This window comes from Leptospiraceae bacterium, assembly GCA_025059995.1.
GTDB lineage: Bacteria > Spirochaetota > Leptospiria > Leptospirales > Leptonemataceae > SKYB61.
The window spans coordinates 377,944-402,933 of record JANXCF010000002.1 but is presented as its reverse complement, the minus strand read 5'-3'; the positions used below and the strand labels follow the sequence as shown (position 1 = coordinate 402,933).

Below are 24,990 nucleotides of genomic sequence, written 5' to 3'. Positions count from 1 at the left end.
TATGAATAGGGAGCATCAAGAGAATTTCAAAAAAATCATACAGATACACAACTACGAAAAACAAGTCTATCGATTCTCTTTTTTTGGAAGAGAAAACTTAGAGTCAACCCCCATCTTGAGTAAAGAAACTGAAATCCCTGTTTTTAAGGACGCTGAAGGAAAAATCACAGCAAAAAAGAAATCTTTTTTGTTTATGTATGATCCTCCTACAAGAAACATTCGAATCGATATTGAAAATAAAACCCTTTTAATGGGGATAATCAAAAATGAAGAAGAACAATTTCTTCAATTTTCGCTATATGACGAAGTAAATATTTACGGAATGGGGGCTATCAACGGAAATTACATCCACAAAAATGGAAGATACATTTTAAGAAACATCGATACAATGTTTTATTTACTCAAGAATCAACCTTATGCATCTTTTCCTGTTCTTTTTTTTCGTAGAAAGTTTTCCCAAAAGCATTTTGCGGTTTTATTCTACACACCATATCCTTTAGAAATTGTCATCAATTCTCAACAGCATCATCCTATAAAATACGAGATCTTAGTTTCCTACTACCACAAACGAGAAACAGAAATCATAGACTTTTTGATTCTGATTGGAACACCTGAAGAAATCCTCACGAACATGATGAAGCTCTTGGGTCAGCCATTCTTGCCACCCATATGGGCATTAGGGTATCATCAATCTCGATGGTCCTACAAAACCCAAAAGAAGGTTCTCGAAGTTGCCCAAGAAGCTCAAAAACATGAGGTTCCCTTAGATGCCATTTATTTAGATATCCATCATATGGATCGATATCGAGTGTTTACATGGAATAAAAAACGCTTCCCTGATCCAAAAACTATGATCGAGACTTTAAAACAAAAAGGAATCAGGCTTGTTGCCATCACTAATCCCGGAATTGCCATTGATCCTCAAAATCCATTATATCAAGAAAGCACAAAAAATGATTATTTCTGTAAATCAGAACAATCTTATTATCAAGCAAAGCTATGGGCTGGGAATGTTCACCTGGTGGATTTTACTGACGAGAAAGCAAGAGAATGGTGGAAACAACGACTCAAAGATCATTTAGAACTCGGGATGGCAGGCATTTGGAATGATATGAACGAACCTGTCCTGAAATTAGGTACTACGATTGAACCATTAAAAGAATCCCTTTCCCATAAACTTGGATCCCACTTGCGATACCGAAATCAATACGCAAACTTCGAGGCAGAAACGACATTCAAGGCTTTCGAAGAACATAACCCCGAAAATCGTCCTTTTATTTTGACTAGATCAGGAACTATAGGAATTCACAAATGGGCTTTTTTGTGGACTGGAGACAACCACACTTCCTGGGAACATCTCAGAGAAAACTTATACATGGTGATGAATCTTACTTTGTCAGGGGTTTATTATGTTGGAGCTGATATTGGAGGGTTTGGAGCTCCACGAAAAGGAGTCCTTTCAATCTTTAAATTCTTTCGAAATCCTGAACTTTTTGAACGCTGGGTGGAATTAGGCTCTTTGCTTCCTTTTTTTCGAAATCACACGGTTTTATTTTCTTATTCCCAAGAACCGTGGAAGTTTCCGAACGCAACACTACAACGAGTCAAAAAGCACATTCGAAGAAGATACCAGCTCTTGTTTTATCTATACTATCTTTTTTATGAAGCCCACCAAAAAGGAAAACCTATCGTAAGACCTATTTTTTACGAACATGGAGAACTTTCAGAAGAAGACGAAAACCTAAAAAACCAATTTTTCTTGGGAAATAATCTTTTAGCATGTCCAGTTTTGTTACCAAGTATATCAAATATCAATGTTTATTTGCCTCCTGGCAATTGGTTTGAGTTTGAAAGTGCTAAGATCTACCACGGAAATCGTTGGTTAAATTTCCCCGTTCAGAGAGGATATTATCCCTTGTTCATTCGAGCTGGAAGTGCCATTCCGATGGCTATACCCAGAAAAAATACCGAAGAAACTCTACAAAGCAATTTGATTTTTGAAATCTATCCTGATGCTAAAATCGAAGGTTTTGTTTACATAGATGACGGAATTTCCAATCAATACAAATCTAAGCACTTTTTAGCAAAGATTGAGGGAAAAAGAGAAAATAACAACAACATCCTACTGAAATACGAAATCTTGAACTCCACACATCAACCTCAAGGTGAAGTTCTCAAGCTGCGCTTGCCTCTCTCTTATACGACCATGATCTACAACAAAAAGAAAAAGAGCTGTGTTGTCCGACATTTAGAGAACGAAGATCGCAATTTCTCTGTTTCGGAATTCGAATTACCTCTTTTGGAAAACTGGGAAGCTCAATTTGTAATTTGAGCTTTTTTTAATGGCAAGAATTTATAATGTTTTGTTCGCTTTTATGAGAATTTTGATTTGATATTTGAGGACCATGGAAATATAAGTTTGAGTATAATTTTCCATGTTTCGAAAATTTAAACAATGTTTTGTACATTTTAGAAACTTTATAAAAAAAATTTATAAATTTATATCTTGTTTATATTCATGTATTAAGTTTTCTTTAGAAATCACACCTCCCATAAGAAGGATGTCGGAAGGTTGTATCGTTTCGTGAGGATAAAAAACGGCACTTTGTCCGGGAGTTACCGCAGGGATAGGTGTTTCTAACTCTACCTTGAGCTTATGTCCTTTAGGTTTTCCATTCCAAGAAATGGTTTCATCAAACCCCAAGTATCGAACATAAGCTCTTTGAGGGCTACTTCGATAACGAATTTGAACCCTGCAAAGTAGTTCTTTTTCGCTAAAACTCTTAGAAAACTCACGTTCAGAGTAATAAAGAAAATTCACTTGTTCTACTTCAAAGGAGCGAAAATAGAGCTCCCTTCTTGAGCCCAAAATGACATCTCCGTTTTCTAAGATATCTATCACATATAATGGTTCTTTCCAAGAAATACCTAAACCTTTCCTTTGCCCGATGGTGAAGTGTTCTTTTCCTTTGTGCTTTCCTAAAATCCGTCCGTGAACATCACGAAAAAACCCAGGAGTCCATTCAATACCCTGCTTTTCTAAAAATTTTCGATAGTCATTTTCTGGTATGAAGCAGATTTCTTGAGATTCTGATTTTTGTGCAACCGGTAATCGGTATTTTTTTGCAATCTCTCGAACTTCACTTTTGGTAAAATTCCCCAGAGGAAAGATCGTGTGCTTCAGTGAGTCTTGGGAAACACCATATAGATAATAAGCCTGATTCTTATTTTTATCTACGGCATCTTGTATGGTAAAACGCCCATGAGGTGTTTGATAGACTTTTGCATAGTGCCCTGTTGCTATGTAGGAAATCCCCAAGGATTTGGCTTTTTCCCAAAGAGCTCCAAACTTAACAAAAGAATTGCAATCTACACAAGGATTCGGTGTCCTTGCTTTTTGATAGTCCAATACAAATCGATCTATCACTTTTTCTTTGAAGACTTTTTCCATTTTGATGACATAGAAGGGAATACCTAAAATCATACCGACTTCTTTTGCATCGTAAACATCTTTAGGAGTGCAACATGACTTTTTGTGCGAATGACAAGTTTCTTCTTCATATTCCCAAACTCGTAAATTCACACCAATCACATCAAAACCTAATTCCTTCAAAAGTAAGGCAGAAACAGCACTATCAACCCCACCCGACATAGCAACTATAACCTTCGAACCTTTCTCTGGTAGTGGGATGTCCTGAAACTTATTGATGGGAAATGTGCTTATCATATCTTGGTAAAGAAAATCCAATTATGAGATTTCGTCATTTCAAATTCTTATTTCTCTTTTTCGCATTCGCATCAAATGTATTTGGAAATCAACTCTCATATATTGATTTCAAGGCAAGCTCGAGCTTTCTTTCCCCCAACCAAGATGGTTATAATGATGAAGTTCTTTTTTACGTGATCTTACATCAAAACCTTCCCATCAAAGTAAAAGATTGGGAAATAAAAATCTACAATCCTGAAAGTCAAATCGTGTTTATCCACCAGCCTGAGGATCGACAAAAACTTCAAAAAGAACACGTAATTGTATGGAATGGGAAAGACGAAAAAGGTCAAATTCAAAAAGAAGGACGATACGAAGTAGTCTTATCTGTCTTTTATGATTATGGAAACATACGAAAGGATTTTGTAATCCCCATAGAAATCCTCACACCAAACGAAGAAATCCAATGGGAGTTACGTCAAACATATATTTTCCGTTTGTGGGATGAAAAAAACAAAGAATTCTTACCACCAAAGAATACTGCCGAGATTTATTTTCATCAAACTTCTTTCAGAGAAATCAGGGGCTTTTTGCTTAATCACAATCATCAAATTTATTACGAAAACATGAGCCCAAAAAACAATTTTATTACATGGAACGGAGAAAGAAAAAAGCAAGTTTCGGATTTTTCTGTTTATCTAATGGGACTCAATTATACTACCAAAGAAAAGCAACAATACCAAGAAATTTTGCATGGGATTTTAGTTTTGCCTTTTGAACCTGAGCTTTTGCTAAGAATTTCTCCTATGTTTCTCAATTCGAATGGTTATGGCTATGTTCGACAAGAATACCGAAAGTTCGAAATCTTAATTTACACCCAAAAACAATGGAAACCCTATCAAGCTAAAGCTGTCTCATCAAACTACCATCAAATCTATTGCCTAAAAGAAAAACTTTTCAAAACCAAATGGGAATTTTTTAGGGATGGAAAAGAAGAACTCTCAGAACAAGGAATAGAAAGACTCCTTCAAACCCTACCCAAAAATCAATATTGTCAGATCATTTTCTTTCGTGAAGCTCACCAAATTTTTGATTTCGAAAAACTGCATTCAATCCCAGTGATTGCAAATCTCCTTCTTTTCATTGATGATACGGCACCTATTGTTTCAGTTGAACTTAAATCTTCGAAATTCAGACCCAATCCATATTATCCCGATTTCTATCAGAGCTTTCAAATAACGATAAAAGAGAACACTTTTCTTCAAGAAGTTAATCTTTCTTTGTATCTACTTGCAAAACAAGAAAAAGTCTTTTTAAAATCATGGAAGCTCCCAGCAAAACAACTCATCAAAAAACAAGACTTCTGGGAAAAAGAAATCTTTTGGTTCGGTGATAATATTTTGAACCTGCCTTTAGAAAGTTTCGAAAACTTTCTTCTGGAGGTAGAAGTCATCGACATTACCCAACAAAAAACTAAAATAACAAAAACTTTCACAACAGATTTATATTTTCGAAAACACCAGCAAACTTATCTTTCGAAAATCCCATTATCTAACTTGGATCCAACAAGAAACAAAGAAACCATCAAAAACTACCTAAGCCAATACGCTAAAAACATCCAAGAAGAATTCCAAAGTTCACAAAAAAAGTATTTCTATATTTACGTTCATTCTGATGCTTATGGGGAAGAGGAAGAAAACCTCAAAGAAACTGAAGAAATTGCCAAGATGCTATACCTGCTTTTGAAAAAAGAAATTCCCTATAAACAAATCTTTTTTCGTGGTTGGGGAGAGATTCGACCAGACTACCAAGAAAAAACCTTATTTTCCTCCTACAGAAATGAGCGAATTGAATTGATCTTTACCAATGAGCTTTATCCAGAAGAACAAGTTAACTTTTAGTTTTTTATTTCTAATATTTCTAAACTCAGTGTGGTTATACGCCAACGAGTGGGAAGAGCTGAAAAACTCCCTTTTGCATTCTTTTTTCAAAGACTCACAACTTGATTGCGAAATCGAATATAAAATCCAAAATCAGAGTAAAAAACGAAATTGTGTGTTAGAACTAAAAGTAAAAAAAATCATTGTAAGAGAAGTAGCCCGAAATTCTTTCCTTGAAATTCGCCCTTACGGTCAATCAAGTATTCTTTTATATATTAAAAATTCAGAATTCAATATTGAAAAAAATTTTCAACTTACAAAAGACAGAACCTTTTCTCACAAAAAAAGGCTTATCTATTATTACCAAGATGAAGGGAGAAAGAAATTTCTGCAGATGGATATTGAAAAACATTACATCATTTTGATTTTGGAATTTGGCAAATTTATCATCAAAACAAAATCTTAAGAAAGGCACAATCTTTCTTTTAACTACATCCCGTAGTAGCTCCACAACTTACGCACTTAAGACAATTGCCATTTCGAACTAATGTGAACTGACCACATTCAGGGCAAGGATCCCCTTCATAGCCTTGCATTTTTGCTAATGTGCTTAAAGTGAGTTTTCTTTCGAACTCTAGATTGGTTTGCGAGCGAGTTTCTACGGATCTTTGTTTGGTTTCGATTGGTTTTGATACTATCCAAGAAGGTAAATCCCGTTCTGGTTGCTGTGGTGGAGATGTTTTTACTTCTATTTTGTGTTTATAAACAGCATCGGGTGAGATTGATTCTGGTTCAACGTGAGCCAAATCATAACGTCCCAAATACGTAATAGCTAATTCTCTAAAAATATAGTCTATTACAGAAGTTGCCATTTTGATGTGCGGATTCCCTTGAACGACTCCATTTGGTTCAAACTTCGTGAAAATAAAAGCATCAACATACTCTTCTAACGGAACACCATATTGCAAACCCAACGATACTGCTATGGCAAATGAGTTCATCAATGATCGGAAAGCTGCTCCTTCTTTGTGCATATCTAAGAAGATTTCCCCTAACCTTCCGTCTTCGTATTCACCTGTTCGAAGATAAATTTTGTGTCCACCTACAATCGCTTTTTGGGTATATCCTGTCCTTCTTGAGGGAAGTCTTTGACGTTTAGACACAATCCTTTCCATTCTTTGAGCTACTTTTTCTACTTTCTCTGCTGTTGATGTTGTTTCTTGATATTCTTTGATAAAGTTTTCATCTTCAAGAACGATACTCAACGGTTGAGATAATTTGCTTCCATCACGATAGAGAGCGATTGCCTTTAATCCCATCCTCCATGAAAACTCATACACTTCTTTTACATCATCAATGGTAGCATCTGAGGGAAGATTTACAGTTTTCGAAATGGCACCCGAAACAAAGGGTTGAACAGATGCCATCATGAGCACGTGGGCTTTCCATGACAAATACCGTTTACCGTATTTACCATTACGATTTGCACAATCAAAAACAGGATAATGTTCTTCTTTTAAGTGTGGTGCTCCCTCAATAGTCCCTGTTCCTGTGACGTAGTCATTTGCATGTCGAATTTCTTCTTCCGTAAATCCCAAGTGCTTGAGAAGATCGAAATTTGTAGGGAGCTCAGAAGGTTTTCTTCGAGTGAGTCTTTCGATTAGTTCATCTCCTAAAGTAAACCGATTGAAAATAAAACGAATATCATAGGCAGTGGGTATTAACGATTCAATTTTCTGTATGGTTTCTTCATCGAATCCCTTTTGTCTCAGAGTCTGATGGTTGATGTATGGTGCATTTCGTAGAGTTCCATGACCGATGGTGTACTTCACAATATCTTCGATTTGTTCATTCGAATACCCTAAAACCCGCAAAGCATGTGGCACAGATTGATTGATAATCTTGAAGTATCCGCCACCAGAAAGTTTCTTGTATTTAACTAACGCAAAATCCGGTTCAATCCCTGTGGTATCACAATCCATCACAAGACCAATCGTTCCAGTAGGAGCAATCGCTGTAAACTGAGCATTCCGATAACCATACTTCTCTCCTAACTCCAAGGATCTGTCTGCTTCTTCTTTTGCTGCTTTGAGAAGATTTTCTGGAACATACTCAGGATTTAGTCCTAATGGTGTGATACTTAATCCTTCGTATTCCTCAGGCTGAGCATTATATACAGCTCTACGATGATTCCTCATCACTCGTAGAAAATGTTGTTTGTTTTCTTCATACCGTTTGAAAGCCCCAAGTTCTTTTGCCATCTCAGCGCTCGTTGCTGCTGCCGTATGATGCATGATTGCCGTTATTGCACCTATGATAGATCGACCTTTCTCTGAATCATAAGGTATCCCCATTTGCATTAGAAGAGCTCCAACATTTGCATAACCCAATCCAATGGTTCGATACTCATAAGAACGCAAAGCAATCTCTTTTGAAGGAAATTGCGCCATTGTGACAGAAATTTCCAAGGTGATTGTCCAAAGCCTGACTACATACCGAAACGAAATATCATCAAATTCATTGATTTTTCGATCTAAAAACTTAATCAAATTGATGGATGCCAAGTTACAAGCAGTATCATCCAAAAACATGTACTCTGAACACGGATTAGAAGCAGTAATTTCCCCACCCGCAGGACATGTATGCCACTCATTAATCGTAGTATGATACTGAATTCCAGGGTCTGCACAACTCCATGCTGCGTAGGCAATTTTGTCCCAAAGATCTCGTGCGGAAACTTTCTTGTGAGGTTTTGGAGAACGTCTTTCCGCTTTTGCCTTATCTAACTCTGTTCTCCAATAAAGATTCCATTCTCTTCCTTGAAAAACTGCATTCATGAATTCATTTGTAACTCTCACAGAATTATTTGAATTCTGCCCTGAAACTGTGTTATAGGCTTCTGACTCCCAGTCTGTATTGAACTCTTCAAAATCATGAATAGATCTTCCTTGCTTTGCTAAATCAATCAGCTTCATGATAAAAGAATCAGGAACATGAGACCTTTTTGCTTCAAAAACAGCTTTCTTTAAAGCTTGGTTTTTATTGTAATCAAATTTGATTTCTTTGTTGGGTTCTGACTGGATTGCATCCCAAATTGTTTTGATGTGTTGTTTTACGATTCTTGATCCAACCACTAAATCCAAAACTTTGTATTCTTCTTTGACTTTCCAATCGATGAAGGCTTCTATGTCAGGATGATCTACATCAAGAATGACCATTTTGGCTGCTCTTCTTGTAGTTCCGCCCGATTTGATGGCACCCGCAGAACGATCACCGATCTTCAAAAAACTCATCAGTCCTGAGCTCTTTCCACCACCTGATAGAGGTTCACCTTCTCCTCTGATAGAGGAAAAATTCGTTCCTGTTCCAGAACCATATTTGAACAGCCTTGCTTCTTTTATCCATAAATCCATGATTCCACCTTCGTTTACAAGATCATCTTTTACAGACTGAATAAAACATGCATGGGGTTGAGGACGCACATAGGCATAATTCGAACGCTGTATGGTCTCGGTTTCTGGATCCACAAAATAATGACCTTGACTTCTTCCTTCAATCCCATAAGCCCAGAAAAGCCCAGTATTAAACCACTGAGGTGAATTCGGGGCTCCAATCTGATTTGCTAAAATATAAAGCATTTCTTCGTAATATGCTAATGCATCTTCTTCTGTTGTGAAGTATTTATATTTCCATCCCCAGTAGGTCCATGTTCCTGCCATTCGATGAAATACTTGTTTTGCTGAAAACTCACCTTTAAACTGTTCTTCCTTAGGTAAATGTGATAGTTTTTCATAATCTGGGACCCTACGTTGCAACCATCTGGGGACGTTTTCTTCTTCTATGGGTTTTGTATATTTGGGAACTCCTGCCTTTCGGAAATACTTTTGAGCAAGGATATCAACGGCAACTTGAGACCAATGTTCGGGAACTTCCACATTTTCCATCGAAAAAACCACGGTTCCATCAGGATTTACAATCTTCGAACTTCGAACCTCCCATTCAAATAAATCCCACACTCGACTTTCCCACGGCATGTTTTCATTGAAGAAGGCTTCACTTTGGATTGAGTTAGTGTAAAAACGATTGATTTTCATTTTTCACTCCTTTTGATGAAAAGCATAACAAATGTTTACTAAATTATAATTAGTGTATATCGATTGTTTTGTAAACCAATTTTCAACTATAATCAAACTATCGAATTTATTTTTTAGAATTTTTACAAAGAAAATGGATTTCGTTTCTTTTTTGGACTTGAGGATACTTAATCTTAGGATTTTCTTGACTTGACTAAAGCTTAGAATTTAATTAATCTCTATGTTTTATATTATTGTGTATTTGGGAGTTGGGATTTACTTTCTTTTGATGTCTTTTGGAATATTGCACAAAAACTATATGAAGACATGGAGCAAACGTAGGATTTTGGCACTAAGAATTATGGCAGTAGGATTTTTAGTGTTGGGTGGTTATTATGCTTGGTTTTACTACTTCATGTCAACTCCCGAAGGAAAAGCCATACAAGAACTCCAAAAACAACTCCACAGAGAATACATCAAATCCCTTAGTAATCCACAATAAAAAAATGAAAAGTTTTCTACAAAGCAAAATCCTACTGATTAAAAACAAGTTCAACGAATACTATACTCCATCCCAAAGAAAGCTCCTGTTTTTCGCTGGGGTTGTTTTTTTGAACTTAGCTTTTTTTTTGTATCTATCCGATAGCAATCCTTGGAAGTTCTTATCTCCCCATCGAATCTATCCTGTTTCTTTGTGGAATCAACCTGAAGAAATCACCTACTATAGCTATCGTAAAGACGACTTTGCTTTATTGTCTCTCAAAACAGAGGTAGTTCTAACATCTCAGATTGAAAACGATGTTTTGTTTTTAGCCCAATTGGTCCAACAGCCAAAGTTTTTCTTGCGTGGAAATCTCCAAGAAACCGAAGAAACCTTTTATTTTCCAAATTTTAGCTTAGGAATTTTGCATGTTCATCGAGACGATCAGAGGCTATTCATTTACTTTGATATAAACAAACTCAAAAAATATCCCTATCAGAAAAAAATGAAAGAAGACGAACTCATGGATTTATTAACGAAATACCAAAAAGCTTTTTTGATGACCATCTTTGATCATTATCCCGATATCCAATCGATTTATTGGATAGAAGAAGGAAGAAGTAAACTTTTCCGCCGATAAGGTTTATTTTTTCTTAGGAATGAAAAAGATAGAAGCCGAATTCACACAATAACGAAGTCCTGTGGGTTTTGGACCATCAGGAAAAACATGTCCCAAATGACCACCACAACGAGAACACAAAATTTCCATCCGAAACATCCCATAGGATGTATCAAGTGCTTCTCGAATTCTTGGGGGTTCGTTTTCTTTTTGGATGGGAGCAAAAAACGATGGCCATCCACTCCCCGAAGGATACTTTGTTTCTGACAAAAACAAAGGAAGCCCACACCCAGAACAAACATACACACCTTCTTCTTTGTTGAGATAGTATTTTCCAGTAAAAGCTCGTTCCGTTCCCTTTTCTCGTAAGATGTAGAACTGCCATTCTGTGAGCAGTTCTTTCCATTGATCTTCCTCTAGCTTGAGTTGTTCTCCGTTATAAACAAAATCCTTGAGTTCTTCGTAATTCCCTTTAATGAAGAATTCTTGTTGAAGAAGTTTTGGGTTCACTTCTTCTCTCTGTTTAGGTGGATAAAACAGCATACATATAAAATAATACAGTTTTATTTTTAATCCATTATCAATCTAAGGCATAGACGGCTTGAGGAAGAGTCTTTATGATATTCAAATATTCATCGACCATGCTGGCAATTATGTCTTTTGCCGGTTGAATGTCTTTGATCAAAGAAATCCCTTGACCTGCTGACCAAATATCCCTCCAACGCTTGTATTCTTTTTCGATTTCTTCTTCTGTAGGGTTTTTGCCTACAATTGTTGCTGGCTTGGTAATTTTTGCCTTTTCTAAACTTTTTTTTAACCAGTTTGCTGGAATCCCACTTACCTCATCAGTATACACCAATTCTTCTGCTGTGGATTCTAAGATCATTTGTTTGTATTCTTCGCTTGCTTTGGATTCTGGAGTTGCAATGAAGCGAGTCCCCACATAAACGGCATCAGCTCCCAACGCCAATGCCGCTGCCATTTGCCTTCCCGTAGTGATGGCACCAGCAGCAACCACAGGTAATCCCGTTTCTTCTTTCAACTGAGGTATCAACACAAAAGGAGAGATGGTTCCCCCATGACCACCAGCACCCCAACAAACAGCAATCAAAGCATCAGCTCCTGCTTTTGCCACTAATTGTGCATGACGTAACGTAGTAACATCACAAAAAACCTTTGCCCCTACGGATTTTGCTTCATTCACAATGCTTCTCGGTGAACCCAAACTGGTAATGATTAGTTCTACTTTGTATTCCAAGCATACATCAAATTGCTTTCTCCAATAGGGATTGTGATCTTTATGTAAAATAATGTTTACTCCAATTGGTTTTTTGGTTCGAGAACGAATTTCTTCCAACCCATGTTTTAGGTCTTCAATGGTTCGATAATTCAAAGCAGGAAAGCATCCAATCCCTCCCGCTTCAGAAACCGAAACCACCAGATCAGGATATGAAACCAAAAACATCGGAGCTCCAATAATGGGATAATCAATTCGAAGCATCTCTGTAATTTTCGTTGGAATTTTCATCGTATTTTCTCAATGATTCAAGAATTTGGACATGTCCTATTTTAAGAAATTGATTTTAAAGTCAATATGAATCTCTCAAAGATCACGTATCTACAAACTTTGATACAAAAAAAGCAAATGATACTTTACTTTTTGTTGTATTTGATTTCTTATTTTGGGTTGGGTTCGTATTTTGTTTCCTTGAGCCCTTATTTCATCGAGAGGTTTCAAGAACAAGCGAAATACTTGTTTTTCGCAGGTCAAGTGGGTTATCCTATAGGTTATTTCTTTACCGGTTGGTTATCGGATAAAACCAAAAAATTAAGATTATGGGGTTGGATATTTGCGGCTTTACTTGTGCCATCACAGTATCTCCTTTTTTTGCCATCGTTGGATTTTGAAGTAGTTTTGTTTTTTTCTTTTCTTGTTCGGTTTTTGTTTGCTGCTTTGATTCAAATCACTCAGATAGCAACCTTGGAAACCCTTTCTTATAAAGGTTTTTCTATCAGTAGAGCTGGCGGAACATTTGGCTTTTTCTTGATGCAAATTACCATGTTTTTATTAGAAAGTTTTGTTTTCTTACCAACAAATCTACAGACCTCACAAACCTCGAGAGGAGGACAAATCGGCGCCTGGCTTCATATTCTTACGTTCGTTTTGATTTTGATTACTTTACCCGAAAATCGAAAATCCAACAATCCTTATTATTTCAAAGAAGTTTTTTATATCACTTTTAGATACCAGTACTGGATTTTTTTTGTTTTGTCGTTTTTTTATTATTTCTCTTACCAAATGATAGATTTCTATTTGGGTGCATATTTTTATCAATTAGGTGGAATGAAATTTGTCTATGGGGGCTGGATTTTAGGGGTCATTTTAGAAATTCCCTTTTTTCCTTTGACTCAACGCTTGATTTATCGCTATGGATTGAATTTTTTATTTTTGATTTCTTTATTTAGTGGCATAATACGTTTTCTTTTGCTTTTACTTCATAACACTTATTATGGAGGAAATTGGATTTTATTTTCTCAGCTACTCCATGGCATTCACTTTACCGGATACATGGCAGGAGTCATTTACTTCTTCCACAAAAAGTATCCCGAAGAATACAACGGCACCGCCTTTGGGCTTTTCATGGTGGCATCCCTATCCATGGGAGCTATCGTTGGAAACTTTACCTATGGATTTCTTTTGAGCCATTTTGATTATTCCACTCTATTCCTACTTTCTTTGTTGAATCATGGTCTTTTGTTCTTAATTTTTTTGTTTAATAAACAAATTGACAAAGAGTAATCTCAGAAATTAAAAGGATTCCCGAAAAAATGAAGTGGTTAAAAGCGAATGCTTTTAAAATTCTTTTGGGAAGTTTGTTTGTTCTTTTGATCTTCCTATACAATTTCATAGTTTCTGCGTTTTTTCTCAACCGATTTTTGAAGCCTTACCTTGCTGAACTTTTCCCTGATGCGGTGATTGAATATCACGTTAACAAAGTTGGGCTTTTTACGGGTATTGACGTGGATAACCTAAAGATTTTTGATAAAATCACAAACACTTCATTTATTGAAGTGAAAAAAATCAAGATTGATTATTTTCTTTTGGGAATTCTGATTGGAGACATAGGAATTCGAGAAATTTCTCTCGTAGAACCGAATATTTTCTTATACCAACTTGATGACCGCTGGAATTTCGAAAGTCTGATTGGAAAACTACCGGAAGAAGAGTCCCCACCACAAGAAGAACCGCTCCCAGAAAAAATTTCTCTCTACTTACCCATTAAATTGTATTTTCTTATAAAAATTCAAAACCTCAGCTTTCTCTACAAAAAAGATCAAACCATCCAAAAAACCAAAAAAACCATAGAATCCCTACAAATCCAAAACCTGACGTTAATCACAGGACTTGTATCGAAAAGATTCTCAGAAATTCCGCTAAATCTTAAGCTTTTAGATCTCATTGATGATGTCCTCATAGAATTGAATCCTCAAAAAGAATTTTCTCTTGAATATCAAAAAAGTTATGCATTCTCTTCTAATCCTATTATCAACTTAAAGCTTTACAAAAAAGAAGAACCCTATACTTTTCATCTAAATACCCAGCTACAAGTAAAGGATCTACAGATCGAAAAGCAAAAGATTTCAACAAACACAGAATTCCTCATCAAAATCCAATACCAACCCAAAGAAAATTTATATATCATTGAACAAGTCTCTTTACAAGAAAACCAAAATTATCTTTTATTTCTGATTGGTAAATTCCAATATGACCAAGACAATAGTTTTATAGAAATTTCTCAAAAAGCAAACCCTCATAGTAAATTTTCTTTTGAAAATTATAGCAAGATCCTTTCGTTCATCTTAGATAAACCCATTCGGTTAGGAGGAAATCTCTCTTTCGAAGAAATCAACCTTCAAGGACATATTAAAGATATATTTGGAAAGCTCAAGCTACGATCAGATTATTTTTACTTCGAAGATTATTCTGTGAAGAATCTGTTTTTTGGAATAGAAGGAAAGTTTGATATTTCTTCTTTTTTTTATTCCCCGCCGGCTAATCAACAAGAAACCCCATCGAATTTAGTTTTAGGTTTTATCAAAGAAATCCATTACTTAGTTTTGAAATCCCAATTTCTTACATCCAACATCACCCTCACGGGAAATATTTACGATAACATTAATACAAAACTTATCATCGAAAATTTTCTTTTGGATACCTTCACAAAACCCTTTCTTTTGGGGAACGCTTCTTTAGAATTGAATGGAATTATAGACAAAACAATTCAAAACATAACTCTACAAGCAAAACTTACAGGAAAGGAATTACAATACCTTTTTGAAAATTCATACTCAAAAAAACACCACTTAGAACTTTTGGCTTCGGGGATGATCCATCTTTTAGATTTAACAAAGATCTTTGTTGATGTAGAAAGACTTTTAATTTCTGACTCAGCAAAACAATCAATCTTAACTTTGAAAGGAAACTCCCAAATGGAGTTTTCTTCTTATCAAAACATTTTGATTGATCTAAAAGATTTGAGCTTTCAATTTGGAGTTTTTGAAGACAACATCCCACTAAGTTTAAAACCTCAAATCCAACCCTTAAAAGGAATCTTAAAAGAAGGCATCTTCTTAAAAGGAAAAGCAGAGCTGACTTTTTCTCAAGAGAGTCAATATCGAGGGAATTTATCTTTGCTTCTTCCTTCACTACATCCAACAGAAATTTTAATCAAAACAGATATCAAACAAAATCCATCGAAGATTTCTTTTGATGAACTTTTTTTACAAGGTTGGGATCAAAACTTGATTCTCAAAACCAAAGGAGCGTTAGTAAAAAAACGAGAGTGGGAACCACGATTGGAAATATTGTTCCAATACCAAAATTATAAGACTGCTGAGGTATATAAAAATCTTTTTCTTCGAGGAAACCTTTTGTTAGAAGTAGACATCTTAGGAAAGCAAATCCAAGGTAATTTGTTCATCCGAAACTTTGATGTAAAATATATTCTACCTTGTGATTCTCCCAACAAAGAGTTGTGTCGGTTCTATGAGGTTCAGAATGTCAACCTAACTTTGCCGTTTGAACATCAGTTAGAAGAAAAATTCCCTGTTTCTTTTCAGAAAGAAGAATTTTTTTCTTTGCCTCAGCCTAATTTCGTTGTTCAAAGCATTCGTTCGAATTATAGTATCGATAATGCCTATTTCAAAGAAGGGTTTTATTATTTAGGTAGTAAAAACAACAAAGCGATTGAAGGATATCTCAGTTATCAAAAAAATATTTTGTGGATTCCCTATTTGAGATTTTCTTCTTTTTTGAAGGATCAAAAAAACGGAGATATTGAGTTGAAAAATTTTTATTTCAACCTTTCAAACTTGCAACCCAATCATATGGAATTACAAGGTGATCTATATATCGTGAATTTCGATTTGAACTCCCTTTTTCCAAAAGCAGAAAATGTATTTAAAGGTATTTTGAGTGGTTATGCAAAGATAAGAACTTTTAACCTTCAAGATTTTTTTACAACCACCGAAATGTCGGTTTCCGTCTATCAAATCAGCAAGGATTTTGGAGGCTTTTTGGTTCGAATCATTGCTCCTACGATTGTAGCTTCGGTAGTGAATAACACTTTACGGATCAATTCCATCGATTTAGAATTAAAAAACGGATTGGTATATACTTCTATTCGAGTTTCGAGTCCTGGGTTTTTCTCGTTATCCCGGCTCATACGTCCAAGGGAAGAAGAAATCCGCCAAGAAAGAATCCCCTTAGCTGAGTTTATCAAACGTAGCGAAAAAGAAATCCAGATGGAATTGGAGTAAAGCTATGATTAAATTCAGATGGATAATTTTATTGGTTTCTTTTTTTTCTTATTTTTCCTATTGTGCCACAGTGAATGAAGTTGTAAATCCCTTACAAAATCCTTTAACCAGCTGGATTTTTGATAAAAGTTGCATTTCCGTTGATGTTCCTCCCATCACGTTGACATCAGAAAAAACAGCCATAGAGAAACAAATTTTGGGAGAAAAAACAGAATTGGTTCCGGAAGGATGGATAATTACCTCATCCAACTTTGTTAATCCCATAAGAGAGAAGCAACTTACCATCTACGAGGAAATCCGCGAACCCTTAGAAAAGTTAGAGCTCTACAAAAGCATGATGGAATACTACATGCTTCGGGATTATATTGGAATCGATGGCTTTGGGAATTTTCTTTTGGTTCCCGAAACTTATCGAAAAACCACAGATTTCAAACATCTTGAATTAGCTCAGCAAGGCATTTTGATAATGAACCAAAACAAAGAAAAGGTTGTTTTGTTCTTACAGAAAAAAGACCAACAACTCGCTCAGAGCTTTTTAGAAAGTTATAAAAAATCTTTTCGTCATTTAGGGTGGAACTATGATCCAAAAATTGGTTGGTATAAAAGATAAAGTTTTATTTTTACTACTGATTTTTATTGGAGCTGCTTGTTATACTCCGCCCATACGTAAAATCCCTGAGTTTTATTACCAACCGCTTCTGCAAAAACACTATAAAGAAAAATTCCACGAGCCATTTCCCATTGTTGTTCAGCCTTTTGAAGAAGAAACTTTTTTCGTTTCTGATGATGGATACTTGATTTTTGCATCAAACGATGCAGGCAATCTGGATCTCTGGTTGAGGGATTTAAATACTGTCTTGCAACTAAAAATTATTGAGCATCCTGCGAAACAAACAAGACCCTATCTAAAAAAAATCCACGAAGATTTGTATCTTCTTCTCTTTGTGTCGTATAATGATGATATTAACGGTGATATATACTTCACCTACATTAACCCCAAAGAAATTTTTGAGGCTTATATTACAAGACGTATACGTTTGAACTACTGGCAATATTCCCAAAACTTATCAAAATTTATCGATGATTACTTTTCTTCTGATTCGAAGTGTAAGGGCAAATACGTTGAGGATTTTCCGTTCGTTGTAGAAAATCAGGATTATATTTATTTCCTATCGAATCGGTGCTCGGATGGTTATTACCTTTGGCGTATTTCTTTTGATTTAGAAGATGGTAAAGTCAGACAAAAACCCGAGAAAGCCCTTCCCATACCCTTGTACTATCCCACCCACCAAAAGGGAAAAATTTTATTCAATAAAATGCAAGGACAACAAATCCTTTCGGAATTTGGCATTTGGGATGTCTCAACGAATCAAATCCTTTCTATTACTCCGAGATTTTTCGAAAAACCGATTGATGGATTAGCCATCAAACCTTCTCTCCATCCCCAAAAGAATCAAATCTATTTTATTCACATTCCCCGAGATACAAACTTAAACCAAAGCTTTGATCCTTATGACAACTCTACTATACTCAAAATGAGTTTTGATGGACTTGTGATTTCCCAAGTGCTTCCTGATGATAAAAACATTACAGAGCTCCAAATCTCAAGCTACATACAAGATAGCATTTTTTATATTTCTAATCACTATCGCCAAAAAGATATTTTTCTGACTTTTTCTGAAGGAAATATTCCAAAACTATCATCGCCCTTTTTACAATATGATTTTGCTTTACAAAATCAAAACCATCATAGCTATCCCCTAATCCTTCAATCTGTATTAAACTATGATACAAACCATCCTGAATTTCTTGTGATTGAAGGAGAAGTCATCTTTGATTTGATGGAATTTTACTCAAAACAAAAAGACAAACAAAAACTTGAATATTTCGAACAATACTTCAAAAACAGAATCTCTCAAAACCCTTTGATTGAAATCTTTTACCAATTACGAAGTTATGAAACCCAGAAGGCTCTTGGGAAACTCCAAAATTTAGAAGAAGAATTTCTTAAGAAAAATCCAGACTCTTTTACTAAAAACTATTTTTACTTTCGTTTAGGAAATATTTACCTTCGTCAAAACAAAAACTTAGCATTTTCTTACTTTCAAAAAGTAGAACCTTCTTTTGTGAAGTTCCCTTTTGTACAATTCGAAGTCATCAAAGAAAACCTACAAACCCAAAAGTATTTAAACTCAAATGAAAGCTACTTAGAGACTTTATCGAAGTTTCCTTCTTTGTTGGTTTCATATTCTGAGGCTTTGCTGGATGAACTCGATAAAAAAAGCTTATCGCAGCTACTAGATCTCCAACAAAAAGCCCCAACAGAAGAACTCAAATACTATATTTCCTATTCCATTGCTCAAAAGTATTTTCTGCAAAATGAATATACTAAGGCACTGGAAACCCTCAAACTCCTTACCAATCTACAAAAACCTCATTATAAATACTTAAACCTTTTGATTTTGAGGCAGAAGATTCTAATCTATAAGAAATTAGGGTTAGAAAAAGAACTTTTAGAGGCAAGGTATTCTTTTATCAATGCCTATGACAAAAACTTAAACATAGAACTAGGAGAAGATGAGATTGAAGGTTTGATTTCATCATCCTATGAATACGTGATGAAATATAGAAAAGCGGCAAAACTTATTTATGAAGCCATTGAAAACGAATTCATAAAAGGATTTCAGTTATTACAAACACCCCTTGTATCTTTAACTGCGATTGATAAAGACAATTTGGATGAATTTTGTGCTCCTGATTCTTTAGCAGGACAATTGATTGATTCTTATGACTATGTTGAATATGAACGTAGATATGAAAACCTCTGCAGAACTTATCGAAATGAATACCAAAATCAAAATCAAATCCCTATAGAACTTGCTTTTGAAACCAACCAGTTAATGTATCTATCAAGCTATGCTTATGCAAACATGATTAATCTTTTGTTCATAAGTGTTCATCTTTCGGGTTCTTTTCGTGATTATTACCAAAAATGGTCGGTCTTTTATCATCGCTTAAAGATTGATCTTTCTGTAGAACGTTTTCGTTATCTGATTGATTGGGAAGAAAAAAGAGCTCTGTTTTTAACTCAAAAAGAAATCACCAATTTACTTGTAGAAAAAGATCCTTTCGCAGGAACAATTTTCAATGATTTACTTTATGGTTATCGAGAGATTGCTTTTAAAGGTTCTTTGCAGAACTTTGATTACTCTGTTTTATATGGTCATGCTTATACTTTAATCCGAAAGTCCATCGAAAGAGAAAACTATTATGATTATCTCTTCAGAAAAGGATATTCTATTTCGAATGAAGAAATGATCCGTAGAAAAAGAGAAATTCTACTCGAACTCAAAGAAGCAGAGTACATCTTGCAATACATTATGATTTTAGATCCAACCAACGAAGATGCAACATTGTTACTTTCGTATTTGTATTCGTATATCGACTATCGAAAAGAAGCTTCTATACTCAATCCCCCTGGTTATGTGGATCGGGTATTTCGCTATTTAACGGGTATTCGACCGAAAAAACAAACAGATGGCATTTTTTATCAGGATTTATATGCCAACACGTTTCCTGAAAGGCTCTTTGAAAAAAACATCACTCTGTTAGAAAGCCTAATTGAGATACAAAATTTATCCAACAAAAAGACCTCACCTGAGGTTTTTTTGAACTTGGGCTTGAATTACTATATTGTTCGAAATTATAAAAAAGCCATTGAAAACTTCGAGAAGGTTCAAGAAACCATATGGGATTACCAAGACTTTCAAACGAAAGCTTTGTTTTACTTTTACTTCGCCAAAGCGTATTTTTTTGAAGACGAATACTTAAAAGCAATTTCTTATTTAGACAAATCATACACATTATTTGATTCTATCTATCAAGAGAAGCTAAAAAACTACAATGCCACTATATCGAAATTAGAACCCCAAAAAGTAACCCTTCCCTTACTTAGAAATAACCTGAAAACTAAGTTTGATCAGGAAATTCAATACTGGAGAGATATTTTATTGGTATTAAAAACTTACAAAACCCTGATTTATTTCTATGGCAAAGACTATACCAACGCCATTGACGAACTACAGCAAATCATCGAAGATATCCAGACAGAAGATGCAGTTAAAGTTTATAATATTTACAATCTCCTTGCTTTGAATTCTTTGAACAATCTTGATCTTTCGGGAGCTCTAAGGTTTTCCGAAGAAGCCATGAAAGAAACTCTCAAAGTAGGACTCAAAAGGAATGATGAAATCTTCATCCCTCAAACCGTGGGAGGTAGGTTAATTAGTTTATTTATGAAATTTGGAGAAGATTTTGCCATTATCGGGGATAGCCGAATGCCTTATGAAATCCCCAGCCTACGTAGTTATTTGATTTCTTTAGGGATTCAAAGGAATTCCTATTCGGAACTAAAAGATGTCGATTCTTTATTAAAAGTCATACAAGAGAAAAAAGAAACCATCAAAAAGTATGATTACGATGTTCGTTTAGGTAAGGAAGCATACATAGCTTTGTTAAATCAAGAAGGCTACATTTATAAACAACTCTTGGATTACGAACGTTCCTACAAAGCATTTCAAGAAGCTTATGAATTAGCATATAAATTTCAATTCACAACTGATTATTATAAAAACTTTAAGAATTCTTTTTATGTAATCTTTGAAGAATTAGAACATCAAGATTTAAATGAAGAATCTGCAAGAAAAGAAGCTATAAGAAAAATCGAACAACTAAAAGAAAAATTAGATAAATTCAAAAGCGACTACTATCAAATCCGAAAAGCAGAATATGAAAAAGCAAGAAGAATTGAAAATCCAGACTACGAATTCACAGAAAGAGATGACGAAATCATCAAAGAACAAGTAGAAATAGAGCTCTTGGAATTCTATCACATCCGAGCTCTGCTACTTTACTATGAAGGACTCACCAAAAAAGACGAAAATATCTTCTTTGCGTCTCTACAAGAATTTGAGCGATTGATCCAAAGCTACAAAAAATTAGAGATGGATCGACTCTATTTTAGAATTCACGTCAACTACTTCAAGACCTATGTTCAATATACAAACATAAAAAACCAACCCATACCTAATGAATTCTTGGAAAAAATCAATGCACTTTACATAGAAATCACAGGATTGGATTTACCTACAGAAACTATTGAAATTTTAAAAATCTACGGGGATGTATTTTACTACCAAAAAAATTGTAAACAAGCCGCCAATTACTATGAGCGAATCATTGCTTATCTTGATTCTAACCTTAATTTACTATACATAGAAAATCCGTGGATTTTGGATGATTTTTATTATAAATACACCTATTGCTTACTTCAGTTAAAAGATTATCAAAAGATTGTTGTTTTTAGAGAAAAATATCGGTTTTATCTATTGCATAATTATTTTTTAAGTTCAAAACTTCAATTTCCAGATAAAAACATAACAAGTATCTTTTCTTCATGGATAAGGGTGATAGAAATCATACGAAACTTAAAGCAACTTGAAATACAAGAACGACTTCAAGAAAAAAACGTAAAAATACTTAAAGAACAGATACAAAAGCACTACAAAATCTATCAAATCCTAAAAGAAAAATTTGTTAGTTATTATCCACAATTTCAGGATTTTCTTTTCCCTCAAAGAATCAATTTTAATCAAAACAATAATCCACAAATAATCTTCTTTTTTTCTTATGAAAGAGACTCTTGTTTGAGTTATTACAAAAACAAATTCTTGTATGAAGAACTTTTTTTGCCTTCAGACATACAAAAGTGCGCTAAAGAAAAAAATGTAGTTTTGATACCTGATAAGTATTCTTATTTTCGCATTAAGCCCTATTATGATTTTTTAAAAGGTCAATCGAATGTTGTTTTACGAAGCTCTATTTTTGAGACCTATCCAGTTCATATAACTCAACCTGATGATCTTAAAACCATTGCCTTTAAAAACCTTTTTAATCATAATCCAAACACAGTAATCCCAGAACAAGACTATAAAGAATTTACATTATCCCCCTTGGCATTTTTGATGAATACTCGTTCGAACGGAATCGGAGCTTCCTTTCGATCTCATTTTACCGCCTCAATAGTAAAAATCCACTCCAATAAAAATCCTCATTTTTCTTTTGATAGTCTATGGATTTCTTATGAGTTCTTTCATAAGCTTGGTGCATCAACAATCATGGATCCTCAAAACCTTACCTGGGGAATCTTGGGTTACCATCAAGATAACTTGAAAAACTACAAAAAAGAATTAGCAAAAAAAACCCTCGAAAAGGGATTAAAATTATATAAGACCTCTCCCCAAGAAGCTCTCTTTTATTTTTCTTTATCAGATTCTTACGAAGAAGACCTCAAAACAAAGAATTATATTTTAGGAGCTTTGATTCGAACTAAGAATCCACTATATAAAACTTATCAAGAAATGCTAAAACAAAAAATCAAAGAAAAGGGCTCAAGATTAGAAGAGTTGCGTTACTATGTGATGGTTTTGAATGCTTTTTCTTATACCCAAGACTATCAGCAAATCCAAGAAACACTAAAAGAATTAAACCAGATCTATCCCCATAAAGAAAAACTTCAAATTTACCAGAATACAATTGACATCTTGATGGAATTATCAAAGCCAACTCCAAACTACCAAAAAGTAGAAGAAGTTATATACAATAAACAATACGATACTTCATTTACCGACATTTTAATCGAGAAGCTCCAACATCATGCTTTATACCACATGGCAAATCACATTGCAGGCAAATACGAAGTCTACAAAGAAGACTACATCAAAAATGAAATCTATATTAACTTTTTAAAACTTAAGGGAAGTTTTAAAGAACTCAATTCTAATTTTGAGGATCCCAATCTAAAACTTCTTAATAATCTTTATCAAAATAAATTTGATCTGATTGTTCAAACTCTGAGGGAGGAATACATCGAAAACTTTCAGGACAAACGTTATCCTACTCGAATTGCCTTTTATGAATACCTCAAAAACATCTACCAAGATAAGAACTTGAATTTAGAAAAGTTCTTGTGCCAAAATGGAAAGCGAAATCAATGCCAAGATTTTACTGAAATCGACGAATTCGTTTATCTTCAATTTTCATTACAAAACATACCTTTTGATACTTATAAAGTAATTCATCAGAACTGGAATTCATTACTTCCTTTGATTTTTGAAAAATCATGCTTCCGTGGTGTTTTATTTTTATCCCGGATTTTGTCGAGATACATCCAAAATTTTGAGTATCAAACAGCATTTTCATTTTATCAAAAGTATCAAAATCAATATCAATGTATCTTCCACAAAGAAAGCGAAAAATACGTTCAGGAAATTCTAAATCCTCTGCTTATCTTGAGAGCTATGCAATATAAAATCGACGATTCATTTATTTTGAAAGTAGTTGAGCGATTCCCCAAAACAAAAGGGATTGCAGAAAACATCATCAAGCTTCTTTTTGAACCCCCAGAAAATCTAAAAGCCAATCTTGAAAAATTCCCATGGTCAGAAATAGACGAAAATTACCACAAAAATATCTACGATATTCTTTTGAAAAATCTCTTAAAGAAAAACCAGATAAGAGACTTTCAGAACATTGCATTTATGAAGGACACTGAAGATAAAAACTACACTGACAAATTTAGTAGAATTCAAAAAGTTCTCAATCAAGAAGAAGATTTTGTAAGTATCATTGAACTTGATGGGGACACTTACTTTTGCTCTATAAAGCAACAAGAATGTAAAAAACTAAACATACAAAGCCTTGATTTTCGTTTGCAATTACAAAGATATTTTTATGAAAAAACGTATTTTCAAAGTGAATACGAAAAAACTGAACTATTAGTAGATTTCTATTCCAAAATCCCTTATTCTCATCCTCAAACAAGAAAAACTTATTTATGGCTTAGTGGATCCCATAAAGAAGCTCCGATTCCCTACAGAGAAAATCTCTATTTTGTATTTTATCCTTTGGATTTTGAGGAAAAACGAAAGCCTTTTATCAAAAACGAAATCCCTAAGTTCGAAGTCATTACTGAATCAAAACAAAAAAGGTTCAACGATCTGGAATTGATTGCAAGTTTTAAAAACAATGCTCACAAAGGGAAGGGATTACTTCTAGTTTCGTTCTTTCCCAAGCAATCCAACGAAAATGTGTTGTATTTTCTACTCAAAAACAAGAAGAAAGAATATGAACTCTTCTCAAAACCAGATTTCCCGGTAATACCTCACAAGGGGAATGGTATCCTCATTCCAACATGGAGTGAAAGTACAGGGATCAGGATTTTTCAAAAGATTTTTGAAATTCCATCTGCCAATTTAAGCCAAAGGCTAACCATGACTTATAGAGAATTTGCTCTAAAGAATAACTATGAACCTTATTTTGTGAAACCTTTTGTTCATTCTTTAGTAGAGTAA

Annotated in this window: 13 protein-coding genes; 9 read left to right on the top strand and 4 right to left on the bottom strand. The window is 34.5% G+C overall.

Translation table 11 applies throughout. The features are described 5' to 3' along the window. Window position 1: 1 nt before the first annotated feature. A complete protein-coding gene (locus tag NZ853_04285; protein MCS7204892.1) occupies window positions 2-2,332 on the top strand; it encodes a glycoside hydrolase family 31 protein in 2,331 nt (776 codons plus the stop codon). A gap of 159 nt (window positions 2,333-2,491) precedes the next feature. Here NZ853_04285 and mnmA read toward each other — a convergent pair whose 3' ends face one another. Continuing rightward, the gene (mnmA, locus tag NZ853_04280) at window positions 2,492-3,727 is read right to left on the bottom strand and encodes a tRNA 2-thiouridine(34) synthase MnmA (protein ID MCS7204891.1); all 1,236 of its coding nucleotides are present in this window, start codon (window positions 3,725-3,727) and stop codon (window positions 2,492-2,494) included. 23 nt (window positions 3,728-3,750) lie between these two features. On the opposite strand from mnmA, the gene NZ853_04275 reads away from it, so the two are divergent. Together NZ853_04275 and NZ853_04270 are read left to right on the top strand one after the other, a co-directional pair. Then, window positions 3,751-5,607, top strand: a complete 1,857-nt coding sequence (locus NZ853_04275; protein ID MCS7204890.1) for a hypothetical protein — start codon at window positions 3,751-3,753, stop codon at window positions 5,605-5,607. A gap of 73 nt (window positions 5,608-5,680) precedes the next feature. Further along, window positions 5,681-6,052, top strand: coding sequence for a hypothetical protein (locus NZ853_04270; GenBank protein ID MCS7204889.1), 372 nt, complete (start codon window positions 5,681-5,683; stop codon window positions 6,050-6,052). Window positions 6,053-6,071: 19 nt separating this feature from the next. Here the strand turns inward: NZ853_04270 and NZ853_04265 are convergent, their stop codons facing one another. Then, window positions 6,072-9,620: a vitamin B12-dependent ribonucleotide reductase gene (locus NZ853_04265; GenBank protein MCS7204888.1), complete on the bottom strand. Its 3,549-nt coding sequence runs from the start codon at window positions 9,618-9,620 to the stop codon at window positions 6,072-6,074. Window positions 9,621-9,900: 280 nt separating this feature from the next. Here NZ853_04265 and NZ853_04260 point away from each other — a divergent pair, with 280 nt between their 5' ends. Both NZ853_04260 and NZ853_04255 read left to right on the top strand, forming a co-directional pair. After that, complete coding sequence (locus tag NZ853_04260; GenBank protein ID MCS7204887.1) at window positions 9,901-10,161, top strand: hypothetical protein; 261 nt, start codon at window positions 9,901-9,903, stop codon at window positions 10,159-10,161. A 4-nt stretch (window positions 10,162-10,165) separates the two neighbouring features. Next, window positions 10,166-10,780 (top strand): hypothetical protein, encoded by a 615-nt coding sequence (locus NZ853_04255; GenBank protein ID MCS7204886.1) that lies wholly within the window; start codon window positions 10,166-10,168, stop codon window positions 10,778-10,780. A gap of 3 nt (window positions 10,781-10,783) precedes the next feature. Here the strand turns inward: NZ853_04255 and msrB are convergent, their stop codons facing one another. After that, window positions 10,784-11,236, bottom strand: coding sequence for a peptide-methionine (R)-S-oxide reductase MsrB (msrB, locus tag NZ853_04250; GenBank protein ID MCS7204885.1), 453 nt, complete (start codon window positions 11,234-11,236; stop codon window positions 10,784-10,786). A gap of 103 nt (window positions 11,237-11,339) precedes the next feature. Next, window positions 11,340-12,287, bottom strand: coding sequence for a nitronate monooxygenase (locus NZ853_04245; protein MCS7204884.1), 948 nt, complete (start codon window positions 12,285-12,287; stop codon window positions 11,340-11,342). Between the two features lie 66 nt (window positions 12,288-12,353). On the opposite strand from NZ853_04245, the gene NZ853_04240 reads away from it, so the two are divergent. The 4 genes from NZ853_04240 to NZ853_04225 are packed head-to-tail and all read left to right on the top strand — an operon-like array spanning window position 12,354 to window position 24,990. Beyond that, window positions 12,354-13,559: an MFS transporter gene (locus NZ853_04240; GenBank protein MCS7204883.1), complete on the top strand. Its 1,206-nt coding sequence runs from the start codon at window positions 12,354-12,356 to the stop codon at window positions 13,557-13,559. 29 nt (window positions 13,560-13,588) lie between these two features. Beyond that, the gene (locus NZ853_04235; protein MCS7204882.1) at window positions 13,589-16,579 is read left to right on the top strand and encodes a hypothetical protein; all 2,991 of its coding nucleotides are present in this window, start codon (window positions 13,589-13,591) and stop codon (window positions 16,577-16,579) included. Window positions 16,580-16,583: 4 nt separating this feature from the next. After that, on the top strand, window positions 16,584-17,189 hold the full coding sequence (locus tag NZ853_04230) for a hypothetical protein (protein MCS7204881.1): 606 nt from the start codon (window positions 16,584-16,586) through the stop codon (window positions 17,187-17,189). Continuing rightward, window positions 17,158-24,990: a hypothetical protein gene (locus NZ853_04225; GenBank protein ID MCS7204880.1), complete on the top strand. Its 7,833-nt coding sequence runs from the start codon at window positions 17,158-17,160 to the stop codon at window positions 24,988-24,990. The genes NZ853_04230 and NZ853_04225 overlap by 32 nt, the downstream gene beginning before the upstream one ends.